The organism is Stenotrophomonas bentonitica (genome assembly GCF_002887735.1).
GTDB classification, from domain to species: domain Bacteria; phylum Pseudomonadota; class Gammaproteobacteria; order Xanthomonadales; family Xanthomonadaceae; genus Stenotrophomonas; species Stenotrophomonas bentonitica_A.
The window spans coordinates 1-19,778 of the sequence record NZ_PKQP01000018.1; the positions used below are offsets into that span (position 1 = coordinate 1).

A 19,778-nucleotide genomic window follows, 5' to 3' on the forward strand; every position below is an offset into this window, starting at 1 on the left:
TGAAATTCAGTCGCTTAGGCAGCTTTTGGCCCTGTACGTAATGATTCCCTGCCGACCATCGACCAAAGCCCTGGACCCAATCGCTCTAAGCAACCTAGCTCTGCTGCGGCCATCTCACCAAGAGAGATGACCTTCTCTTTGATCATCTCGTCACTGAAGGCTACTTGCCCCCCCCTACTCTCGATGTGATCCCAAGTATTGGACAGCACATAGGCCTCGATCTCAGAATAGAGGTCGGATGGTGCCGCAACGCGCGAAAGTGACTCCAGCCGAGCCAGTAGATCAGGATGAGCTGAGTCGCCATCGAAGCCAAGCGTCTTCTTTACCGAGACCCACATCTGCGGCCATTCCCCTTTCGAAGCATGACTTCTGACTATCTCCTCGAGATCATCAAAACAGCCCGCAAACGTCCATAGTTCCCGGAAATGACCTGCCAGAAGTGAGCGCGCCCAGTCGCGAAGAGTCAAGTCATCACATGTCAGCACCGGTCGCAGCAAGTTCAAGAAGCCGATATACCACTCGAGCTCTTCGGCACGCGTTCGCGGCTGCCAGCCAGCATCACGTCTACGTGCACCGAAGTCGAACGCAGAGAAAGACGTCCAGTGCGTCGCTTCGAACGCAGCATGGAACAGCTCGGCTGCGATCTCGCGATGCCTCTCGGTGCCCGACTCGAGTAGCTTGCTGACAAACGCACACCGCCGTTCTGGTCGCGCCAGCGTACCTGACAGGTGCAACGAGAACAGATGCCGCATCTGTCCAACTATGCTGTCCCTGTTCTCACCTGACTTCTCGCCCTCGGAGAACTTCAGCATGACCGTCGCAGCACGATCAAACTTATCGTCGTCGTAAGCTAGCTGGTGCAGCAGGCGCACGAACAACCTGAAGTTTCGGTTCTCGCGCGAGGCAAAGCCTGGCTTGGTTGCGGCGTTCTCGATCAGCTGCAGCACGGTCTCCGGGAATACCGGCGCTATGTATAGCAATGCAGACAGCGTGCCTTCGTTACACGATCCAATATCATGCAGCGGTCCGCCGGGGCTCACCCAACTATTTGCCATCCGAACCGCAGGCTCGAAATCGTGCAGGTATCCCAGTCGATGCGCACATGAGACGAAAAGTCGGAGGTTCTCTGGCTTTAGCAGCTCGGCATTGATTGCATCGACAGGGATGTTCTCCAGCGCACGCTTCGCCAAACGATTGGCAAGTGCATGAGGAAGAACTGCTCTCCACTCACCACGACTCTGCGCGAGCTGACGACGCATCAACTCAGCCTGAGCCCGATGCAGACCACGACGATCGAGGCCAACGATGGCACTTAGGACGCCAAGCTCATCATTGAACTCGGACGAGGAGACATTGAAGGAATAGACGAGCGATAGCGCTTCAGCGCATTCCAGAAGTTCATTGGACGCTCCTTTTCGTTGACTGAACAACCTATGGAAAAGGTCCTCGTCGGAGAAGTTTGTCAACGTCTCATCTGCATCTACCCGGCTGGCCAGCGCGATCGCGATGCGCGAATTGCCGCCGGAAAATTCGGCGATTTTGCCCGCGTTCAACTTCCCGATGTCTGGGTGCCGCCGCTGGATCAGCATCGAGACCGTCTCCTCGCTGCACGGCTCGAGGTGGATCACTTCGGTTTCCTCAGGACGATCGTCCGAGATGTCGTACTCGATTGTCAGAAGGCTGAGCATCGCGCTACTTGCGGAGACCTGCTTCTGCAACTGCCGATGCACGTCTGGCGGGCAGTTGTCCAGCACCAATTGAACCGCATGATCGTTAGCAACGATGTATGAAACTAGCTCGGATGCCGTCGGTGTCAAGTTCTCACCCAGGTCGGCGTAGATTGCGCTAGCTGGTGACAAGGCCTCCTCACCAACGTTCGCCTCAAACAGGGCCTGCGCGAATCGCGTCTTCCCCACTCCGGAGAGGCCGGTGATGCGCACCGCACTACCGCGGCGGCGCAACCGTTCTCGAGCTAGATGTATACCCTCAGAAACAGGCATAGGAGTCTTTGCGCTCGAGTTCGCGTCAATCACGCAGGGGTGGTCATCAACAAGGAATGCGTCGTTCTGGGCTGGGGGAGTAGCTGCCCACCTCCCGAAAGGCCTCCAGCCGGACAAGGGGCGGCCGAGGCGCGCACGAACCCACAGCGCAACGCTTGGATGCCGCCGTAGCCAAGTCGCCAATCGATCTCGACCATAAAAGTCAACGCGCAGAGACGCTTTTCCAGGAAGGGTCTCCGCGACCGCCTCCATCGCCCGCACTCGACTCGCCAACATGCTGTCTGAACAATCGTCCTTGCCACTAACGATAATGTAGGCACCATTTCGATCGGCAAGATCTGCAAGTACGAGCTTTGGGGTGCCACCCTCCAACATCTCGTCCCTGCATGCCGCCGCACCCATAGCATGCTTCTTGACCTGGAAACCGCAGATCCCACGAGGAACAAAGCCGTCGTTGGACGGCAAGTCCATAGCCTCAATACGGACATCCAAACCGCCATCAGGTGCCGCCTGCGCACCTCCCCACATAACGCTCTTCGGCCGACGCCCCTGCTGGATTACCTCCGCTTCGCAAAGACGGGCAACCAATTCACGCAGATCGCCAGCACTGAGCGCTGTGATATCTACAGCATCAAGTTCAAAAAATCTCATGATTCCCTTCCCGCAATGATCGGGGCACGCGCATCAAGGCATTAAAGACGGCGCAAAGCAATTTGTCGCCTAGGTCAGACTGCCCAGAATTCTAGGAGCCTGGAAACTGTGGAAGGAGAACCTCCTGCTCCAGCGTCCCCGGATGCGTTTCCACATGAATGGCCAAGTCATTCCACCCGATGGATCGACAAGTTCGAGATATTGCGCTAGACACCGATTCAGCCGTTGGCTTGAGAGCGTAACCGAGACCAATGAGCTCCCTGGGATCCATCAACCACGGCTTCAGGGTGAACCCCGCCTCGGCGGCAGATCCTGCGATGACGGCGCCAATTCTCATCCCCCCCTCATCCAAGTCGCCGAAATGAAACGCCTGAGTTGTCTGGCAAGGAAGTGATTTCAAGATCAGCATGTAGACCTGTCTCCAGGATGGGGACGGCATACCACCGGTATAGAGCAGCACGAGGCCGACTTGATCAGATGCAGCTTCAGCAAACTCATGGAATGTCTGTCGATTCTCTATGGTGAGAACACGCCAACTCAACACGGCTGGATTCGGCACGAATCCAGTGATGTGGGCAGGAGCGAAGCCGAGATATGGATGAACCACTCCCACCACCGTAGTCGACGTAACAACCGTAAGCGGACCTGAGATCAGTACGGGCAATGGTTCCTTGTGCAGGCCTATGGCCGAGAAGACCTCGCTACTATCAAGTCCAGATGGTGCAATAGAGTTGAACCAAAGCAAATCGATCCATTTCACGATGCCCTCCACTCGCTTGCTGTCACCAAACATCATGGCCGAAACCCGGCGCAACAGTTCGTCCCTGACGACACCTCGCCTTGCTGAAATGAGTCTGATTGCATCCAGTATTTGCGCTACAGAAGCATCGGTAGCCTCTTGCCCGCGAACCTTATGGCCCAGCGACCAGCGCTCAATGACCTCGGTCAGTACGGGGAAAAGGCCGGTGTGAGTGTCCAGCATGGAACGGGCCTCTGATACGGAATCACGACGAAGTCGTGCGCCCAAGAAGTTCGCCAGCTTTGCGAGGTTCAGTACGGCAACGCCCGCAACATCTAGAGGCGGCTGCACCATCACCTTGGCCTTGATTTCGATGGCTCCAGAGCGCTCAGCCAGTTCAAGTTCGGAACGAAACGCTCTTGCATCCTCGATGCTGCGCAGGCTGAAGAACTCTGGGCATGATGACTCCGTCAGCCTGAGAGCTATTCGCTCATCCTTGCCACGACTCACTGCATTCTGGGAGCGATTGAAAATTGACGTAAGGAAGGCCCGGGCTATAGTCATGCAACGACCCCTTCCCCATGGGGCATTCGACTTGCTTCAACACGCTTGAGCTCCTCCTCGAAAAGCTCGGGATGCTTGCGCCAGTTATCGGAATCCAGAATTACATGACCATCGTCATCAATGCGTACGTGTTTGATGGAGATAAGATCGTCGTCACGGTACATCTCGATGTAGGTATCCACCGATTCGTTGATCTTACCCAAGGCATCGTCCGGTGCCGCGACGATGGGCTGAAGGCCCAATGCCTTCAGGTACTCAAAGACGGCACGGGTATTCACTGAGTCAATCTTGTCACCCAACTCATCGAAAATTATCAGCGACATGCCGCCTTGATCACCGCGCAACTTTCCCAATGCGCGCGCCATCGACGCTGCAGCAACGATGAAAAGAGGCGCGCGGTGCTCGCCCCCGGAACCCTTGTCCATGCGCTTTGAGAAGTCGGTCACCGTCACACCATTGCTGCGAACGTCAATCTCGAAGTTGAAGAAATTGCGATAGTCCTCCAGAAGCCTGTTGGCCTCTGCATCCTTTCCCTCAAGCATCGCCCTGAACTCAGGAGGAGCATCCACCTGTCCAGAGAAGATATCCCCCTCCGGTCCCGCACCAGCCACCTTCAGTATGAATTTGTACAGCGACTCATGATCTTTATTGAGATTGGTGACGAAGTGATACTTCTCGTTGTTCGAGAATGGCGGCAAGCGCTCCATCGTACTGTTCAGCTCATTGAGCGTGCTGCGCATGCTGGCGAAGTGGTCGCTCAGGCGGGCGGCGATCTGCACCTTGAACGTTTGCTCTGCCGCTTCTGCAGCTTCCGCGGAAAGCACTTGGTAGTGATGGAGCTCGGATTCCTCTAGCCGTTGCTTCTCCTGAGCCATCGTCTCGCACATGGCACCCAAGTCGCCCACCGCGATATCCATCTGCGGATCGAATTGGTTTGCGTATGTAGACATGTCACTTGCCAAGGCCTGCACCTGGGAAGACAGCTGATTGCCACTTCTAACCGTAGCGTCACTAATCTTCGCCACAATCGTATGCAGCGATAGGCCGGAACCATCAAACTCATCGCGTTTTGTTTCGAACCACTCATCACCCACGTATTCATTGCGGCGACTGAGAGCCGCCTTTGAGCAGATTCCGTTGGTTCTATCCGCAAGCTCGTCTAGCCGTCTCTGTGCTTGCCGGAAAGCCTCACCATGAGTTCCGACGTCTCTGCTGCTTTCTTCCAGCTTCGACTGTGCTGCCAGGGCAGCTCGCCTTGCCTCTGTGATGAGCAGCTGACGAGCAAGGAGATCAGGTGCGCTTGCGATCTCTTGCATCGCCGCCTTTGCATCAAGCGCGGATTGCTCCTGAATGTGCGAGTTCAGCCATCTTTCAATGTCCTGGATACGTCCTTCAAGTCCCACCAACTTCTCAAGGGCTTCAACCAACTGGCGCGACCGGTTCGCCTCCTGCTCGCATTCGGCTGCGTTCTGCCCCAAAGTGCTGCGCTGCTGCCGAAGCACCGCCAGGCGATGGCTCGCATCTTGGCGTCCCAACACCAGTTCCGTTGCAGACAAGGGGCGTCGACGGCCGAAATCAGCACGTCCAGCCTGCTCGCCAGTACGGGTGAAGCCCTCTGGGCTATCCGTGGTGACGCGCTCCAATCGCTCCAGCCGGCCGAGTCGAAGACGGATATAGTCCACCGCCACTTGATTGTCACCCGCGATCAGGTGCGCGAGACCCATTGGCGGAACCACACCCATATCCGCCTTCGACTTCACCGGGTTCACCAACAGTACTGAATCCGGCTTTGTATCCCACGGAATCTTGTTGAAAACGGACAAGGCATCCTCAAACTTGCCGCTACGGACAACCAGGGCAGTGCGCGAACGACCAAGGAATCCCTCGATTACGGGTGCCCAGTCGGCATCTGTGACTGTAACCAAATCGCAGACGGGCGTGCACAGAAGTCCTTTGTCTCCAAGTATGTTCACAACTGCTTGGACGGCCGGCGGGAGTTCCGCTTTGCCTTCCTGGATGCGTTTGATCTGCTCGTTAGCGATCCTAAGTTCATTTCCAAGCTTGGACAGCCTCTGCTCGTCATGGTCTAGCTGACGCCGTGCCGACTGGATGATCGGAGCAACCCGCATGCTGGACTCGCGCAATGCTGCCGAGGCCTGCGAAACGTCAAGCACAAGCGCATCGGATACGGATGTACTGGAAACCGCATCAAGAAGCTCAACCCACGGCATCGCCAGATGCTGCCAGCCTCCGAGATCGGGTTTCACGCGGTTGGCCTTCTCGAAGCCCGCCACCACCTCGCGAATGGCCTGGGCCACGTTGGTTTTGATAGGTCTAAGTGATCTCTCTCGTTCGCTGGCCAGGTCACGGGCGGCACTGATCGCCGGATCTGCTGCTGATTGAAGCTCTAGTTCGATGTACACGCCGTTGAGTCGATCATGCTCCGCCTTGGCGCTGTCGACTGCATTCTGCGCTGCCTGATGCCTGTCCCGCGCTTCATGCAGCGTAGTTTGTGCCGCATCAACAGCATCCATGTGTTGTTCACGCTCATAGTCATCCAACAGCGCCCTATAGGTCGCTGCGTGCATCCGAGTCTGAGTAGCCTTATGACCGGCTGCGATCAAGCTTTTGACGTTCTCAAGCCTGTCCAGTGTTTCCAGAACCTTGGCTTGAAGCGAGCGCAGATTGTCGAGCTGGGAGCGGAAGTTCTTGAGCTCGATAGGATAGGCATCGACAATGTAATTTCGAACAAAGCTGCTGGTGTCAGGAACTTTCTGCAGATTAAGCGCATTCTTCATCGCTCGCCGAAAAGCTCTCGGGTCGATGCTGCCCCCTCCTTTGGGGCGCAAGGCGAACAACATTGCTTCAACCTGCTTCTCCGCCGACGGAGGCACTGCGAGCCTACCATTCACGCGACTGACTGCGTCCTCCATCAGCTTATTGAACGTTCCCCAGGCCAACGGCAAAAGTTCCGCCTCGGCGTTCGCTTCAAGATGATCATCTAACGCGAGCGCAACCCCTTGGACCACATAGCGCCCGTAGACGTGCAGCTTTGGGTCGCCCACTGACGCGCCCAGGGCCAGGCCAACCGAAACCGGCGGCAATTCGCCCTCAGTGTCGCGAAACACCATGGTCAAATAGGACGTCGCATTCTCACGAATATGCTCGTCACCGCGATAGTAGCCGAGGCAGTATTCGCGCACTGAACGCCCTCGAGTGCCTGATACCCCCCCTGACTGCGCATTGAGATCGATTTGATTCTGATCCCCTCCGTACAAGACGATCTGCATCGCATCCAGAATCGCAGATTTTCCAGATCCGTTAGGCGCCACAATGCCTGTTGCAGGGCTAAAGCTCAGGGTTTCGGCACGGAATAGGAAAAACTGTACCAAGTGAAATTTCTCAAGCAGATACATCGCCATCCTCCGTGACTTCATTCATTGCGTCGAAAGTAGCCGCATCCCCCTCACCTGCCACTTCCTTACGGAAGGATTCCAGATGGCTCAAGTATTCCTTCCGCAGCAGATCTCCGATCGCGGGATGGATGCGAACCTTCGCGAGCTGATTCCGTACATCGTCCTTGTCCTCAAAGGCAGCAATCCCCCAGCGCTTGAACTTGGTCATCAAAGAGCGGAAGTCCCCAGGCGAGGGAAAGTCCCTGCCCGTTTCCTTCTCGTAGTGCTCTTGCAAGTCAGGCAAATCGACGAAAGTTTCGCCATTTGGCTCTTCGCGCCCCTCGAAACGGACGCGATGATGAACGCCGGCGAGCACCAACAGCAGCAGGGTTTCGTCCTTGCTGGCTCGCTGTTGGGTCAGTACGTGCACGGGCCGCGCCACGATGTACTGGTAGTTGGTGTCGTGCAACAGCTCGATGCCAAGGGGACGAACTGCCTGCTCAAAGTCATTGATATTTCGGCTGACAATGCCGTAATCCTTCCGGGTCGCCCGGTCAGAGGCGGACAAGACCTGATGGGTTACTAGCCGATAGGCCGCCTGCTCGTAGTCCTGCTCTTCGTACATAGTGTCGCGGCTAAGCGCCTTTTCCCAGTGGCGTGCCATGTCATTTCACCTTGGTGATGTAGAAGTCCGGCATGTCCAAATACGGCCCGGCAATTCGTTCATCACCGGCGCTTTGGAAGCGATATCCAGGTAGTCGCTTTGAAATTCCTTCATGGTGCTTCTTTCCGAGGCCTGTCATTGCTTCCTGTGCGTAGGTGGACAGCGTCTGCACCATTCGAAATTGCTTGATACCGGTGATGGGAAGCTGAGACGCCCGGATCTGCCTACCTCCTCCCATGACACCCTGCAAGTACACCCTCACCTCTGTTGGCATGGCGGTACGCGCATCACGCGCACGCCTGTGCAGGTTCATCCGCGCCTCCTGCTCGGCTGTCATCTGCCGCGGAGAATCCGCGGTCCTGGGAATGGGCGGACGGGCGATGCGTGGTTGAAACAGGAGTTCACCGGAAAGCAATGCTCCGGGCCCAACGGGCATGGAGGCGTCGAAGTTCTCCGCAGCATTGACTCCGGCGATAGCCTTTTTGATCCGTCTCTCGAGCTGGCCCGGCGCGCGAAGCTGGTACTCGATCATGGCCAGCATGCGACGCTCGATATGGCGCTGATCCTGGCCCAAGCGATCGAAGTAGTCTTGCAGACGATAGACATTGCTCAATCGCCTGATCGCCTTCTCATAGACAGCCTCAGCCGTGCCTTTATCACCTTTGTAGCGTCGCTCGGCCAACCACACGATGATCCGTTCCCGATGATCCCCGTAATGGATTTCCTGAGTTAGGCTCAACACCTGCGCCTTTCGTGCGAGGGGGTGATCGGCGCCAGCCAAGTCCGCATAGTCAGCCATGACGTGCTTGGAAATGTAGTCTTCAAACAACCGACGGATAGCCGCCCCGGGGGTCGCGGACTTGAATATCTCGCGCTGCAGGGTACGCACGTTCAGACTCATGGCGGCAATCCCGGACAGAAGCGCATGGGCGCTGTCGCCGGCGTTTACGAAGTCGTCACCGTAGACATTGCTTGCAGGATCAAGCACCCGACGTAATGTGTCTTCAATGGAACGCATCTTCGCGCCCACCATCGCCGGCGTGTCTTCTGTGAAGACCTGCAAGGTGGCAAGGAAACGGCTTACCACAGCAGTCATGGACAGAGTGCGCGTGAGTCCCACCTGCTCTTCTTCGAACCAGCCATTCTCCGTGAGATGGCTCAAGTACATGTTGGCGCGAATGTTGAGCGGAGTGAGCTGGCCTACCCCCTCTTCTGCCTGCCAAGCGTCATCGTGTTCGAGGTAGTTCTCGATGAACTGCGTCAACTGCCGCCGTTCCCAGCCGGTCGCCGGGGGAACCTCAGCCTCTGGCCCGAAGAATTCTTCGTACAGACCCAAGAGCAGCCGCCAGTAGTTCTCCCGATTTGCCGAGGCCAATGGGCGAAAGAGTTGCGATGGCAGTACCTCAAACAGAGAGCTGGACACTGTGCAACTCCACAGAAGTTGGGCTATCTACTTCACATTAGCATAAACGCTAACATATCATAAACGCTAACTTAGCATCAATGCTAAGCTGCGTGTCATCTGACCCCGGCCCAGCCCCATGCCCCGCCCCCGCCCCAATCCAAACAAAAGTCCGGAAACACTTCGAGCCATCGAAACGCTGCTCCTCTGGGAGGGGCAAGTCACCAATGAGCGAGTACGCCAAGTGTTTGATCTGCATATCACCACGGTAAGTCGATTGCTAACCCAATATGCTGAACTCAATGGAGGCGGCCTTGAGTACCGAAGCCATGTGCGCGGATACGTGGCGATGTCTGGCTTCAGACCCCTCCTAACCGAAGGGCTGATCGAAGAGTACCTTGCGTTTGAGCGCCCCCAGGAAGCTACAGGCTTTATCGAGAGCTCCCAGCTTATCCTCGGCGGCGTTGAACGACGCCACTTCGCACTGCTTAATCGTGCCTGCAGAGAGGGCAAGGGGCTCGTTGGCGAGCACCGGTCCATGCGCAACCCAGCACCTCGCACCAAACGACTGTTCCCTCATGCGCTGGTGCAGGCAGGCAGGCGCTGGCATGTTCGCGCATTTGTCATCGCCGAGGACGAGGCGGAAGCCGGACGCTTCCTGGACCTGTCTATAAATCGGCTGAGCGGCTTGAAACAGCTGGCTGATCCTCGGCCAGAGCGGGCCGAGCCTAGCCAGGACGCCGCCTGGCAGACACAGGTAGAGCTGTCGATCGTCCCCCATCCGCATCTGACACCAGATCAGAAGGATATGGTGCGTATCGAGTATTTCGGAGGTAAGGCAGCCTACAGGTTAAGAACCCGTGCCGCACTACTCCAATACCGACTACATGAACTGCGCTGCGCCACCGATGCAGAGAAGGAGCCGCCGAACGAATTTCACCTCTGCGTCGACGATCCAACCGCGATCCAACCGTGGCTATTTGGCGAGCTGAATTAGCGGATGGCATGATCGTAGCCAAACTTGAGGCCCGGCACGGATACCGCGCTACCCCTGCCTGGGTAGCTACCCTACATAGGAACCGTATCAGATGGACGCCATTGGCATTCAAAGCCAATTCTCCGTCTGTACCTCAATGATCAGGTCGATGAGCCGTGCCCTCGTGTCCCTATCGATCGAGCGCCAAATGCAAACTACCGCCCCAGCTGCGGCATGGTCCGGGGCATTCAACTCTAGCCCTTCGCTTACTCGGCATTGAGGTGACCAATCCCTACCTAGGCGATTACTGATTGCCCACTTCATAAACTCATGGCACTCTGGGTTGGCATCATTCTGGTCACAGGGGGCCAGGTATGGGCAGTCTGCATCAAATCCACAGTCGCAACGGCCGTATCGGTGCCGGAACCGATACGAAGCCAGAGGATATCGACGCTATCGTCACGGCGCTTCGTAAGGACGGGCGTGGTCATTTGCTGCTTTACTTTCACGGGGGCCTGGTCGACAAGGCCGCGGGTATCGGTATTGCCCAGCGACTTGAGGGGCGCTTTTCTCAATCGGCCTATCCGGTTTTTTCCGTGTGGGAGTCGGGTTTCGTTGAAACGATCCGCAACAACCTGCGCGAGCTGCCGGATGAGCCGGTATTCAAGAATCTGGTGCGCAAGGCGCTAGAGTACGCGCTCCGCCGCTTGGGAGGTAGCAACGGCGCCCGGACCATCACGCCGGGCAACGTCGATGCAGGGAAGGTCCGCCAGGCAGTTGATACATATTGGAGCGATCCCAGTCGCAATCACGTGCCCTACCGTGATTTCAAACCTGTAGTGGGGCCCTCAGGTGCGCGTGCGGCGAGTGCGCTGATCGACGACGCCGAGATCGAAGCCGACTTGCAAACCGACAGCGAGTTTGTGGTCGCCATGCAAACCCTGCCAACCGCGTTAGACGAAGCACGCGATGCATTCATCGGGGGCGGAGCGAGCGTTCGAGATACCCCGTTCTCGCAGGCGGTATCAACGCAGGTCGCCGGGGTCGAGGGAGGCCGCGGGTTGATCGTCTGGTTCAAAGTTTCCCTTCTGGTGAAGCGCATCCTGCAGGGTGTTCTGCGTCGGTACGCGGATCAACGCGATCACGGCCTGTATGCAACGGTCGTAGAGGAAGTGTTGCGTGGTGTTCATTTTGGTGGCAGTGGACTCAATGAATGGGGCAAGGCACTCCAGTGGAACCGCATGAAGCAGGACTCACTCGATGCGTTCGGCGACGGCTCCGACCTGTATGCCGGAACTGCGCTGCTGGAGCGGCTGCGTGCCGCCCATGCCTCTGAAGGGCTGCTATCGAGGATCACTCTAGTCGGCCACAGCACTGGCGCCGTCTACATCGCCAATTGGCTTGACAAGGCATCAGAGCTTCTGCCGGCCGAGATTGCATTCGACGTCGTGTTCCTGGCGCCCGCCATCACCTACGAGCGCTTTGCCGCCACGATCACCCAACATGGCGATCGCATCCGTCACTTCCGCTTGTTTGGCATGCGCGATGAATTCGAACGGGACGATCAGGTCGTCGGAGACGACTCTAAATTTCCCAATGGGCAGGACTGGAAGCGCTTCATCTATCCCAGCTCCCTCCTCTATCTGGTGTCGGGTGTCCTCGAATCGCGCCCAAATTCCGACGGAACGCTCGTCGACGAACCGGACATGCCGCTGCTGGGCATGGAACGCTTCTTCGCTTGGCACCACATCTACTCAGATAGCAAGTTTCCCGAAATAGGTGCAGTCCGCGCGTGGCTCGGAGCTGCACCGAACCGTACGATCTGGTCCAAGTCCCAAGGACAGACAGCAGGCTTGAACAGCACAAGCATTGATCACGGAGCTTTCGACGACGACGAAGATACGCTGCTCAGCGTTGAGAGCCTCCTCGGCGGATGGTGACATCTTCGAGAGCACGCCAAAGGTGCCCTTGTGTACGCAACAGGGAGAGATGTGGACATGCCGCGAGATGATCACTACGCGATCGTGCTGACAATTAACCGTTATCCCGGCCTGAGTGACCTCCATGGACCTGAGAACGATGGCGAAGAGTTCCGGCAATGGCTCCTCGATCCGGAGTACGGCGACCTGGACACCCGACGTATCCAAGTCATACGGTCGCAGGATTATGGCGTGGCAGCGACCCCGGACGACGCAAACCCGACCGAGAAGGAGCTCAAGAAGGCGCTTAATCTATGGCTGCGCACCCCGAACGGATGGCATGACCGCATTGGACAGCGCTTGTATCTGTTCTTCGCCGGACACGGGTTCACAGCCGGTTCGGCGATTCACGACCCGGCACTATTCTCGGCCGTCGCGCAAAACGGCGACACGGCGCATATCGCCGTCCTGCGTTATGCGTCGAAAATCGCCAACGCGGGTTTCTTTGATGAAATCATCCTGGTAACGGACTGCTGCCAGGACGTACTCAAGGCGAGCCAGGTGCTCGAGCCGACTTGGACCCCGCCGGACCGGCAACGAACGGCACACGTCCGATTGTTCCAGGCGTATGGAGCGCCGCGGGGACGTCAGTCCTTTGAGCGCAACATTGGCCCGGCCGGGCAGTCTCGCGGCCTGTTCACTAGCGTCCTACTGGACGCGCTGCGCAGCGCACCGCCTGACGCCGACGGATGGGTGACGGATCGCGCCGTCGCGGACTACTTCCAGGTGCTATGGGCCGATCGCTACGAACAGGAAACCGGATACACGCCACCACTGACTCCCGCAACGAAGCGGATTCGAATATATCAGCGCCCGGCGTCGGCGCCAGCTTCCGCGCTCCCACGCCGGGTTGCCGTCGACCTGAGCCGCATCATTGCTAAATTCGCGGCCATCGACCGGCAACCGGATCCTGACATCTCACCTTACCCACCCGCGCCGCCCACCGACATGACGCCAAATGGGCAGCTACGCAGTAGCCAGCTTCGCCAGCTCGAGCATCCCATCGTGGAGCTGACCCCGGGTCTGCATCTCGTCGTTACACCAGGGAATCTACCCGACGTCGCCTTCGAGGTTCCCTACCCGGTGCTGCCAGCTGCAGGCAACACCCCTCCCGTTGCTGCACCTATCGACATGCCCGCTTTGCGAACCGACGAGGTTGCAGCGCAGCCGGTGGTGTTGAGGACGGACAATCCCAACGCGCAGATCACGGTGCTCGATGCTAGCTACGCTCGTGTCAGCATCGGTACGGGAGTGGTCTCGCTGTCCTTAGCTCCGGGACTCTACAAAGCCCTGGTGCACGTCGGGGCCGAATCGGCGCAATCGCTGTTCGTTGTTGCGGATGCGCCCCTCGACCAGCGGTTGCCCGGGCCCGAATTTTCCGCGGCTGCGCCCGTCATCGGCACGTCAACCACGCACCAAAATCAGTCCCTTCATGCCGCTGAATACTCGATGATTCCGACGGAGCCAAGCCGCGATCTCAGCGAAATCGGTGAGGTCTTTGTCTTCGCGCGCGACTCCAGTTTCAGTCCCGACGGCTCTCTAAACCCCGCGCCACCGTGGCGGCAGTGGCACCTCAGTTCCCTTGTAGGGGCAACCTTGGAGGAGCGCCTCATCCACAGTGGTACGGACGACAGGCTCGGCTACGCCTACCTCAAATTAGCAGCAACAGCTGGCAGCCTCGCACTGCGAACGGCCAGCCCTTGGGACGAGTCGAATGAAGACGGACTGGTCGTCCCGGTGATTAAGGGGTGGCGTACCGAGATCTACCTTGACTGTACCTCAGCTCCGCCAACCCCTCCGATGGTGGACACTCAGGGCGCACGAATGCTCGACTTGGCGACTGCCTCCATCCATCTGGTCCGGATGGGAAGTGCGTCACTGCTGTTCGATCCGATCGGGCTTGCGACGGAGGCGGCGCGAGCGCAGCTTACAGTCGGCCGGGAGGTGGCGGTGCCATCAACCGAGCAAGCAATGGCCAGCCCGATGTGGGCCTTGTACGCGGCCCTCGCTGCCTTCCAGCGGGGCGGGCAGCACATCGATACCGTTGGACAATGCGTTGCAGCCGTTCCTAAGGAAATCAGGGAGGGTCTATCCGATTTTGCGGTGCTCGCGCAATGGCTAGGCCTATCGAACGTGGCCCATCCGCTCCGTAACCCACCCGCGCTGGCGGCCTCATGGAGCCTTGCCTCAAAGCTGGAGGCGCGAGGCGGACTGGCCTCCGAACTGTTCGAGGAGATCGGCCAATGGCGGTCCGGTGGGAGTCTATGGACTCTCTGGCAGCGTTCAGTTGATGACCGCTGGTTGTTGCGAAATCGGCTTTCTGACCAGGCTATGGGCACTCTGAAGGGTAATGCACAGGGGATTGACGACGCGGCAACCCCGCAAGTGCTCGCCCCCGCCTGGTCACTGGACACCTGGGTTCCGGTCGAAGACGGCCTGAGGTGTCCTAATCCCACCCATAGCCCCTTCCAGCAAGCACTCCGTCGGCGTCTTCTGGATGCGCTGGCTGAGCGCCACACCGATGCCGACAGCGGCGCCTTCACCACTGTGTCGCTGCCACCCGAGTCCGATGTCTTCGCCTTGGCAGCGGAGCTCATGCTGTCGCCGATATACGCCATGGCCGCCTATAGCAAGCTGTATGCGGAAGCCCGCCGCCAATCCGACCTGGGCCCTCTCATCGAGTGGGTAACGGTGAACGGAGATGAACCCGACCCAGACTCGACAGCCACCAAGTCGAAGCGCAGCACTCACCTGCAATCAATGGACGACTACTGAGAGGCGAATCGTAAGCGCGGCCTTCACGCGAACCCCATCCAAGTATTCTTAGCGGTGTCTAGGCAAAGTTGTCCCAAGTCACTGCCGACCTGCGTTGCCAGCCCGAAGCGGTTATAGGTCAAGAATCTAGATGAGGTGCGACGCCCGGCCTACAGGATGACATCCTCCCGCGTGTTAGGCGGCTCTCAAGTAGCGCCATTTCTTGGTGGTCCTTGTGCCTTCGCTGTGGCAGTTTGCGATTCGGACCTCACACTACTCACATAGAATGCTGAAATGCCGGTAAGCGCCAATCTCGCCTACGACCTTCTCAAGACCGTGAGCAAACTGGAATTCCAGCTCCGACGGCACGGGGACTTCTTCCGGAAAGACCGGACGGGGCAACCGACGTCCGACGTGGCTTGGCGCAAGGTGCAAGAGCGCGTCCGAAAGTTGGGCGACGATTTCGCGTCAGAGGTTCCTGAGTCGGCGCGTGCGCGCCTTCTCTGTCAACGCGATGAGCGCCCCATGAAGCAGATGATTATTGAAGAGAACGGGAACTTGGTGGCCCGCTTTTGCCCCTGCCCATTGGATGCCGAATCGGATGCGGTCGCGCTGGTGGAAGCCATGCGGCAAGTCCGCAACAACCTCTTCCATGGTGGCAAAGAAGATTCGGAAGTGGATCCGTACGAAGAAGACAACGATTGGGTCTACGCCGCGACGCAGGTTGCGATTGCTCTCCAGCATGCGTTGTCTAACGGACGGCTCGACAATCGCGAATGAAACCACCTCACGAAACTCTCGGGACGGCCCTAGGCCGTTGACGAGCGTGCAGCAAGGGGCGACGCGGCGATTGGCATAGCGCTAGCTAAGGCGAGGGGTGCCGACTAAACGCAGCATTGGCCGGGGGCATTCATGGTAGGTCGGTCACATCAGATCCGTAATTCTGAGATCATCTGGGTCCGATCTTCTGAACCAGGCACGCTTGCGCGCCAAAGGCCGATGCTCGAATGATCGCGCACCTCGTCGAACTATCTCTCGCCCAAGGAGCTCAATAGCTGACTGCTTCCATGATCCTCTGGATGTAGTGACTAGTACGACCTTTTTCCCAGGGAACATGTTGCTCCTAACAAACTCCCAAGCCGGCGGCGCTGGGCAACCACGCCAGATGGGTGTTCCCAAATAGATAGCGTCATAGGGAGCTAGATCCATCCACGCGGGATTTATCCACGCGTCATCAAGACCCCCATCAGCCATAGCATTCACCCACCCGGCCAAGCCCAATGAGTAGTCAAATGCTTCGACAGCACGCAGATCGGCGTGTAACTGGTTCGCCAGATAACTAGAGGCTAAGGCGGTGTGCCCAGAGCGAGAGTAGTAGACCACCAGGGCATCGGGTAAAGGAGATCTCGATGGGGCCGGCGCCTTTAGCTTCTGAAGTTTCTCCAGCCTTCGTCGCGCTGCCCACACGACACAGCAATCAATCACCTTGATCCCAGCGGCAAGCGCGACGATGACTACGACGAGCTTGGTGATTAGCATCATTCAGTACTCTCCATCATGCACTCCCGCGTTACTTCTGTAGTCGCTCTGCGAGGTACTGCACTCAAGGACATTGCATGGTCGAACACCCGCGATCGTCGCCACCTACTATAGCGAGCGGCTAATAGTGAAGCTTCCGAACACCGGCGACTGGCGCTGGCCATAGAACTCCCGGGTGCTGTGGTAACGCGCCATTGCGAATCTCCAGCGCCCGCGCATCACCGCGATGCCGTAGCCGCCTTGGGCGACCACGTGGCGCTTGTCCACGCTGTGGCTGTTGCGGAAGGTATTGCCGTCCAGAGTGATGTCGCGGATTACCCATGCCGCGTCGGTGGTCGCAAACAAGTGCCAGGACCAGCCGCTGAGGCGGCCACCACGGGTCGGCGCGGTGTTCTCGCCGGCCGGGCGCAGCGGCGTGCTGCCGAAGTCGTCGGGCAGCTTCCAGCCGAAGCGCACTTCGCCACCGGCGTTGGCCTTGGTTTCCAGGTTGCCGATCGCACCGCCATAGTGACTGATCGCATCCCAGCCCCAGCCGCCGGCATTGACACTGGCATCGGCCGGCCAGCGGCGCATGCGCTCGTGGGTCAGCATGAACACCGGCTCGTTGTGCAGCTGGTTGTCCCAACCCTTGAACTTCTCGTCCCCTAGCGCGTCGTGCACGGCGTTCTGCACCTGCCTGCCCTGGGCCCAGGGCCCGACCACGCCCACGGCCAGCTGGGTGGTCTGCAGGCGGTCGCCGCTGCGTGCGTTGAAGCCGAAGCTGGCCAGCAGCACGCCGGCATACGGCCGGTCATCCTCGATCAGGTCGCGGCGGGTCGGGTCGGTGGGGGTGAAGATGGCCTGGCCGATGCTGAAGATCATGTTCTGCTGCTCGAACCTGCCGGGGTGCAGGCCTTCCAGGTACTGGTTCACCCAGCGCGCCATGCGCGGCAGGCACGGGTCGGCGGTGTAGTCGACCAGGTTCGGCGAGACCAGGGTCAGCTGCGCGCCGTTGGTATAGCCCTGGTCTTGGTGGCGGCCACCGAACAGGTCGTTGTCGACGCGGAAGCTGATCTGCGGCGGGTGATCGCGCATCGCGTCCGGGCCACATTGTTCGGCCGCCTGGGCCACCGGGGCTCGGGCAGCGGCCAGGAACACGAGTGCCGCCATCACAGACAACCGACTAAGCGCCAGTCTTTTCATGGGCTTGCTGCCATTTGACTCAATGTGAGGTTCAATTGAAGATCTAATGCGCTGTCGCAGTAGACCCGGAGGAAGGGGTTTGAGCCATACACCAGGCCATCAGCCGGCCGCACGCCAATTGCTTTCAAAGGCGGCGCATCCCTGCAGCAGTATCTAGCGCTCTTGGGCTCGCCAAGACGTTCGCCTGAGCAAGAGATCGTCCAGGCCCTCCCCTAGTGCCGCAACAGCCGGCGCCCCAGGTACTGACCTAGACTGAAGGGCACGTCACCTCGCTGCGAAGCAACGTCAGCCGCTCAAGATGGACGTTTCAGAATCACAGTCAGTTTGTTGATCTCTGACTGAGAGAATGGCCACCCCGCCAGCAACTCCGCATCATGTGAGGTGGGGCATATGCGCTCAGCGGGCTCGCCAGATGCGTCCAGGAATGACTCCGGTCGCAGCGAGTTTTGTGGAAGGCTCCCAATCGCAGGGCTAGCCTCCGTGCTGAGCACGGAGGCACCACCGCACTAGCTACTTACGCCGACCTATCCACGCCGAAATGGAGCTACGAAGCAATCTAATGGCCCAGACTGCGACAACCGACGCTCCGATGAGGCCTGTGACTGAGTCCAGCCACGTCACGTCCCAGATCATCCCCACGACAAGTGCAGTAATTGCGAGTGCCGTTACAGCGGTGTCCGTAGCGACGTGAAGATAGGCCGCACGAAGATTGGGACTCCTGCGCGCATCGGCCCCCTTCTCGTCAGCATGGCGCTCATGCGGAACGTGGCAGTGATCAACCGCAGCACCTTCGCGATGGTAGGCAGAATGTAGCCACCGCGCTGAGAATATATTTGTAATCAAACCCGCAACGGCGATGGCAAGCGCTTCTGAGTACTGAACAGCCTCTGGCGCATGGAGACGCTCCGTCGATTCATAGGCCATCGAAGCGGCAATCCAAAGCATGATCATCGCGCTTACGCTCGCCGCGATGAGCTCAACCGCTAGCACCCGAGCCGCGCGCTCTGGGCGGCTCTGATTCCGCTCAGCGTACCAAGCGATAGAAAGTGCGAACAGGAGTACCAGCACGTGAGAGCTCATGTGCCAGCCATCTGCGAGAAGAGCCATCGAGTTGAAGGCCCATCCTCCAGCAATTTCGACGGACATCATGACCGCAGTGAGAGTCGCGGCCTTCGTAATTGCCCGTGCGTTGCCGGTGCTCTGTACGCCCTGCAGAGTCCGCTCGTGCATTGCGTTGGGGGGAAGCAAGGACATGGTCGAAGACTCCAGGCTCTGAGCGAAAATGTATACGCCGGTGGCGTACTGTCAGGAAGTACCGCCCCTTGCATGCAAGGGGCGGCATTTACACTGCTTAGGAGAGAACGCCGCTGAGTCGTGCAGCATGCGCGGACAGCGCATCCATGAGCGGCGGGTTCAACACGTCGTACGGCTCCAGGGACAGAGCCTTCAGGCGGCTACGGACGCCGTCCATCTGTTCCGGCCTTGCGCCGCCGCCTTCGATGATCGAAGACACGAATGCGGCGAAGCGCGGTTCTTCCCAGCCCTTCTGTTCGGACAGTTCAACGTGAATGAAGTCCAGGCCGTAGAAGGCATGGGACTTGTTCTCGATGCGGCCAAACATGTGGACACCGCAGTCCTTGCACGCGTGGCGCTGGATGGTCGCAGCCGGATCGACAATCGCCAGCTTGTCGGCATTCGCCGTGATCGAAACGGTATCGCGGGGAACGACACCGACCACGGAGAAGATGGCGCCTTCCGGCTTCCAGCACTTGGTGCAACCACAGGCATGGTTGTGGGCCACATTGCTTGCGACGGAGATCTCAACCGGCTTGTCAGAGCACAGGCACTTCAGCGTGCCGCCCTTGAAGCCGGCGGTTCCGGCAACGACGCCGGAATCGACCGAGGGATGGATAGTTTGGTGTTGCATGGACTT

13 protein-coding genes are annotated in these 19,778 nt (G+C 58.6%); 4 read left to right on the forward strand and 9 right to left on the reverse strand.

Annotation, left to right across the window (positions count from 1 at the left end; genetic code table 11):
- Positions 1 to 14: 14 nt before the first annotated feature.
- The 5 genes from C0R07_RS19010 to C0R07_RS19030 form a co-directional block, all read right to left on the reverse strand.
- A complete protein-coding gene (locus tag C0R07_RS19010; protein ID WP_254427900.1) occupies positions 15 to 2,651 on the reverse strand; it encodes a hypothetical protein in 2,637 nt (878 codons plus the stop codon).
- 91 nt (positions 2,652 to 2,742) lie between these two features.
- A complete protein-coding gene (locus tag C0R07_RS19815) occupies positions 2,743 to 3,954 on the reverse strand; it encodes a Wadjet anti-phage system protein JetD domain-containing protein (protein WP_017354465.1) in 1,212 nt (403 codons plus the stop codon).
- The gene (locus C0R07_RS19020) at positions 3,951 to 7,370 is read right to left on the reverse strand and encodes an SbcC/MukB-like Walker B domain-containing protein (protein ID WP_158704768.1); all 3,420 of its coding nucleotides are present in this window, start codon (positions 7,368 to 7,370) and stop codon (positions 3,951 to 3,953) included. The genes C0R07_RS19815 and C0R07_RS19020 overlap by 4 nt, the downstream gene beginning before the upstream one ends.
- Positions 7,357 to 8,013, reverse strand: coding sequence for a DUF4194 domain-containing protein (locus C0R07_RS19025; RefSeq protein ID WP_017354467.1), 657 nt, complete (start codon positions 8,011 to 8,013; stop codon positions 7,357 to 7,359). The genes C0R07_RS19020 and C0R07_RS19025 overlap by 14 nt, the downstream gene beginning before the upstream one ends.
- A 1-nt stretch (position 8,014) precedes the next feature.
- Positions 8,015 to 9,436: a Wadjet anti-phage system protein JetA family protein gene (locus tag C0R07_RS19030; protein ID WP_049400904.1), complete on the reverse strand. Its 1,422-nt coding sequence runs from the start codon at positions 9,434 to 9,436 to the stop codon at positions 8,015 to 8,017.
- A gap of 118 nt (positions 9,437 to 9,554) precedes the next feature.
- Here C0R07_RS19030 and C0R07_RS19820 point away from each other — a divergent pair, with 118 nt between their 5' ends.
- The 4 genes from C0R07_RS19820 (at position 9,555) to C0R07_RS19050 (ending at position 15,904) form a co-directional block, all read left to right on the forward strand.
- Positions 9,555 to 10,412, forward strand: a complete 858-nt coding sequence (locus tag C0R07_RS19820) for a hypothetical protein (protein WP_146027645.1) — start codon at positions 9,555 to 9,557, stop codon at positions 10,410 to 10,412.
- Positions 10,413 to 10,765: 353 nt separating this feature from the next.
- The gene (locus tag C0R07_RS19040) at positions 10,766 to 12,331 is read left to right on the forward strand and encodes a hypothetical protein (RefSeq protein WP_017354470.1); all 1,566 of its coding nucleotides are present in this window, start codon (positions 10,766 to 10,768) and stop codon (positions 12,329 to 12,331) included.
- 57 nt (positions 12,332 to 12,388) lie between these two features.
- A complete protein-coding gene (locus tag C0R07_RS19045) occupies positions 12,389 to 15,145 on the forward strand; it encodes a caspase family protein (RefSeq protein WP_017354471.1) in 2,757 nt (918 codons plus the stop codon).
- A 273-nt stretch (positions 15,146 to 15,418) separates the two neighbouring features.
- A complete protein-coding gene (locus C0R07_RS19050; protein WP_017354472.1) occupies positions 15,419 to 15,904 on the forward strand; it encodes a hypothetical protein in 486 nt (161 codons plus the stop codon).
- 144 nt (positions 15,905 to 16,048) lie between these two features.
- Here the strand turns inward: C0R07_RS19050 and C0R07_RS20335 are convergent, their stop codons facing one another.
- The 4 genes from C0R07_RS20335 to gfa form a co-directional block, all read right to left on the reverse strand.
- On the reverse strand, positions 16,049 to 16,666 hold the full coding sequence (locus C0R07_RS20335; protein WP_080355009.1) for a flavodoxin family protein: 618 nt from the start codon (positions 16,664 to 16,666) through the stop codon (positions 16,049 to 16,051).
- A 105-nt stretch (positions 16,667 to 16,771) separates the two neighbouring features.
- Positions 16,772 to 17,812, reverse strand: coding sequence for a lipid A deacylase LpxR family protein (locus C0R07_RS19060; protein ID WP_017354473.1), 1,041 nt, complete (start codon positions 17,810 to 17,812; stop codon positions 16,772 to 16,774).
- Between the two features lie 543 nt (positions 17,813 to 18,355).
- Positions 18,356 to 19,099, reverse strand: coding sequence for a cation diffusion facilitator family transporter (locus C0R07_RS19065; protein ID WP_049400906.1), 744 nt, complete (start codon positions 19,097 to 19,099; stop codon positions 18,356 to 18,358).
- 97 nt (positions 19,100 to 19,196) lie between these two features.
- Positions 19,197 to 19,772 carry an S-(hydroxymethyl)glutathione synthase gene (gene gfa, locus C0R07_RS19070; RefSeq protein WP_005413334.1) on the reverse strand — a complete coding sequence of 192 codons (576 nt, stop codon included), beginning with the start codon at positions 19,770 to 19,772 and terminating at the stop codon, positions 19,197 to 19,199.
- Between the last annotated feature and the right edge of the window lie 6 nt (positions 19,773 to 19,778).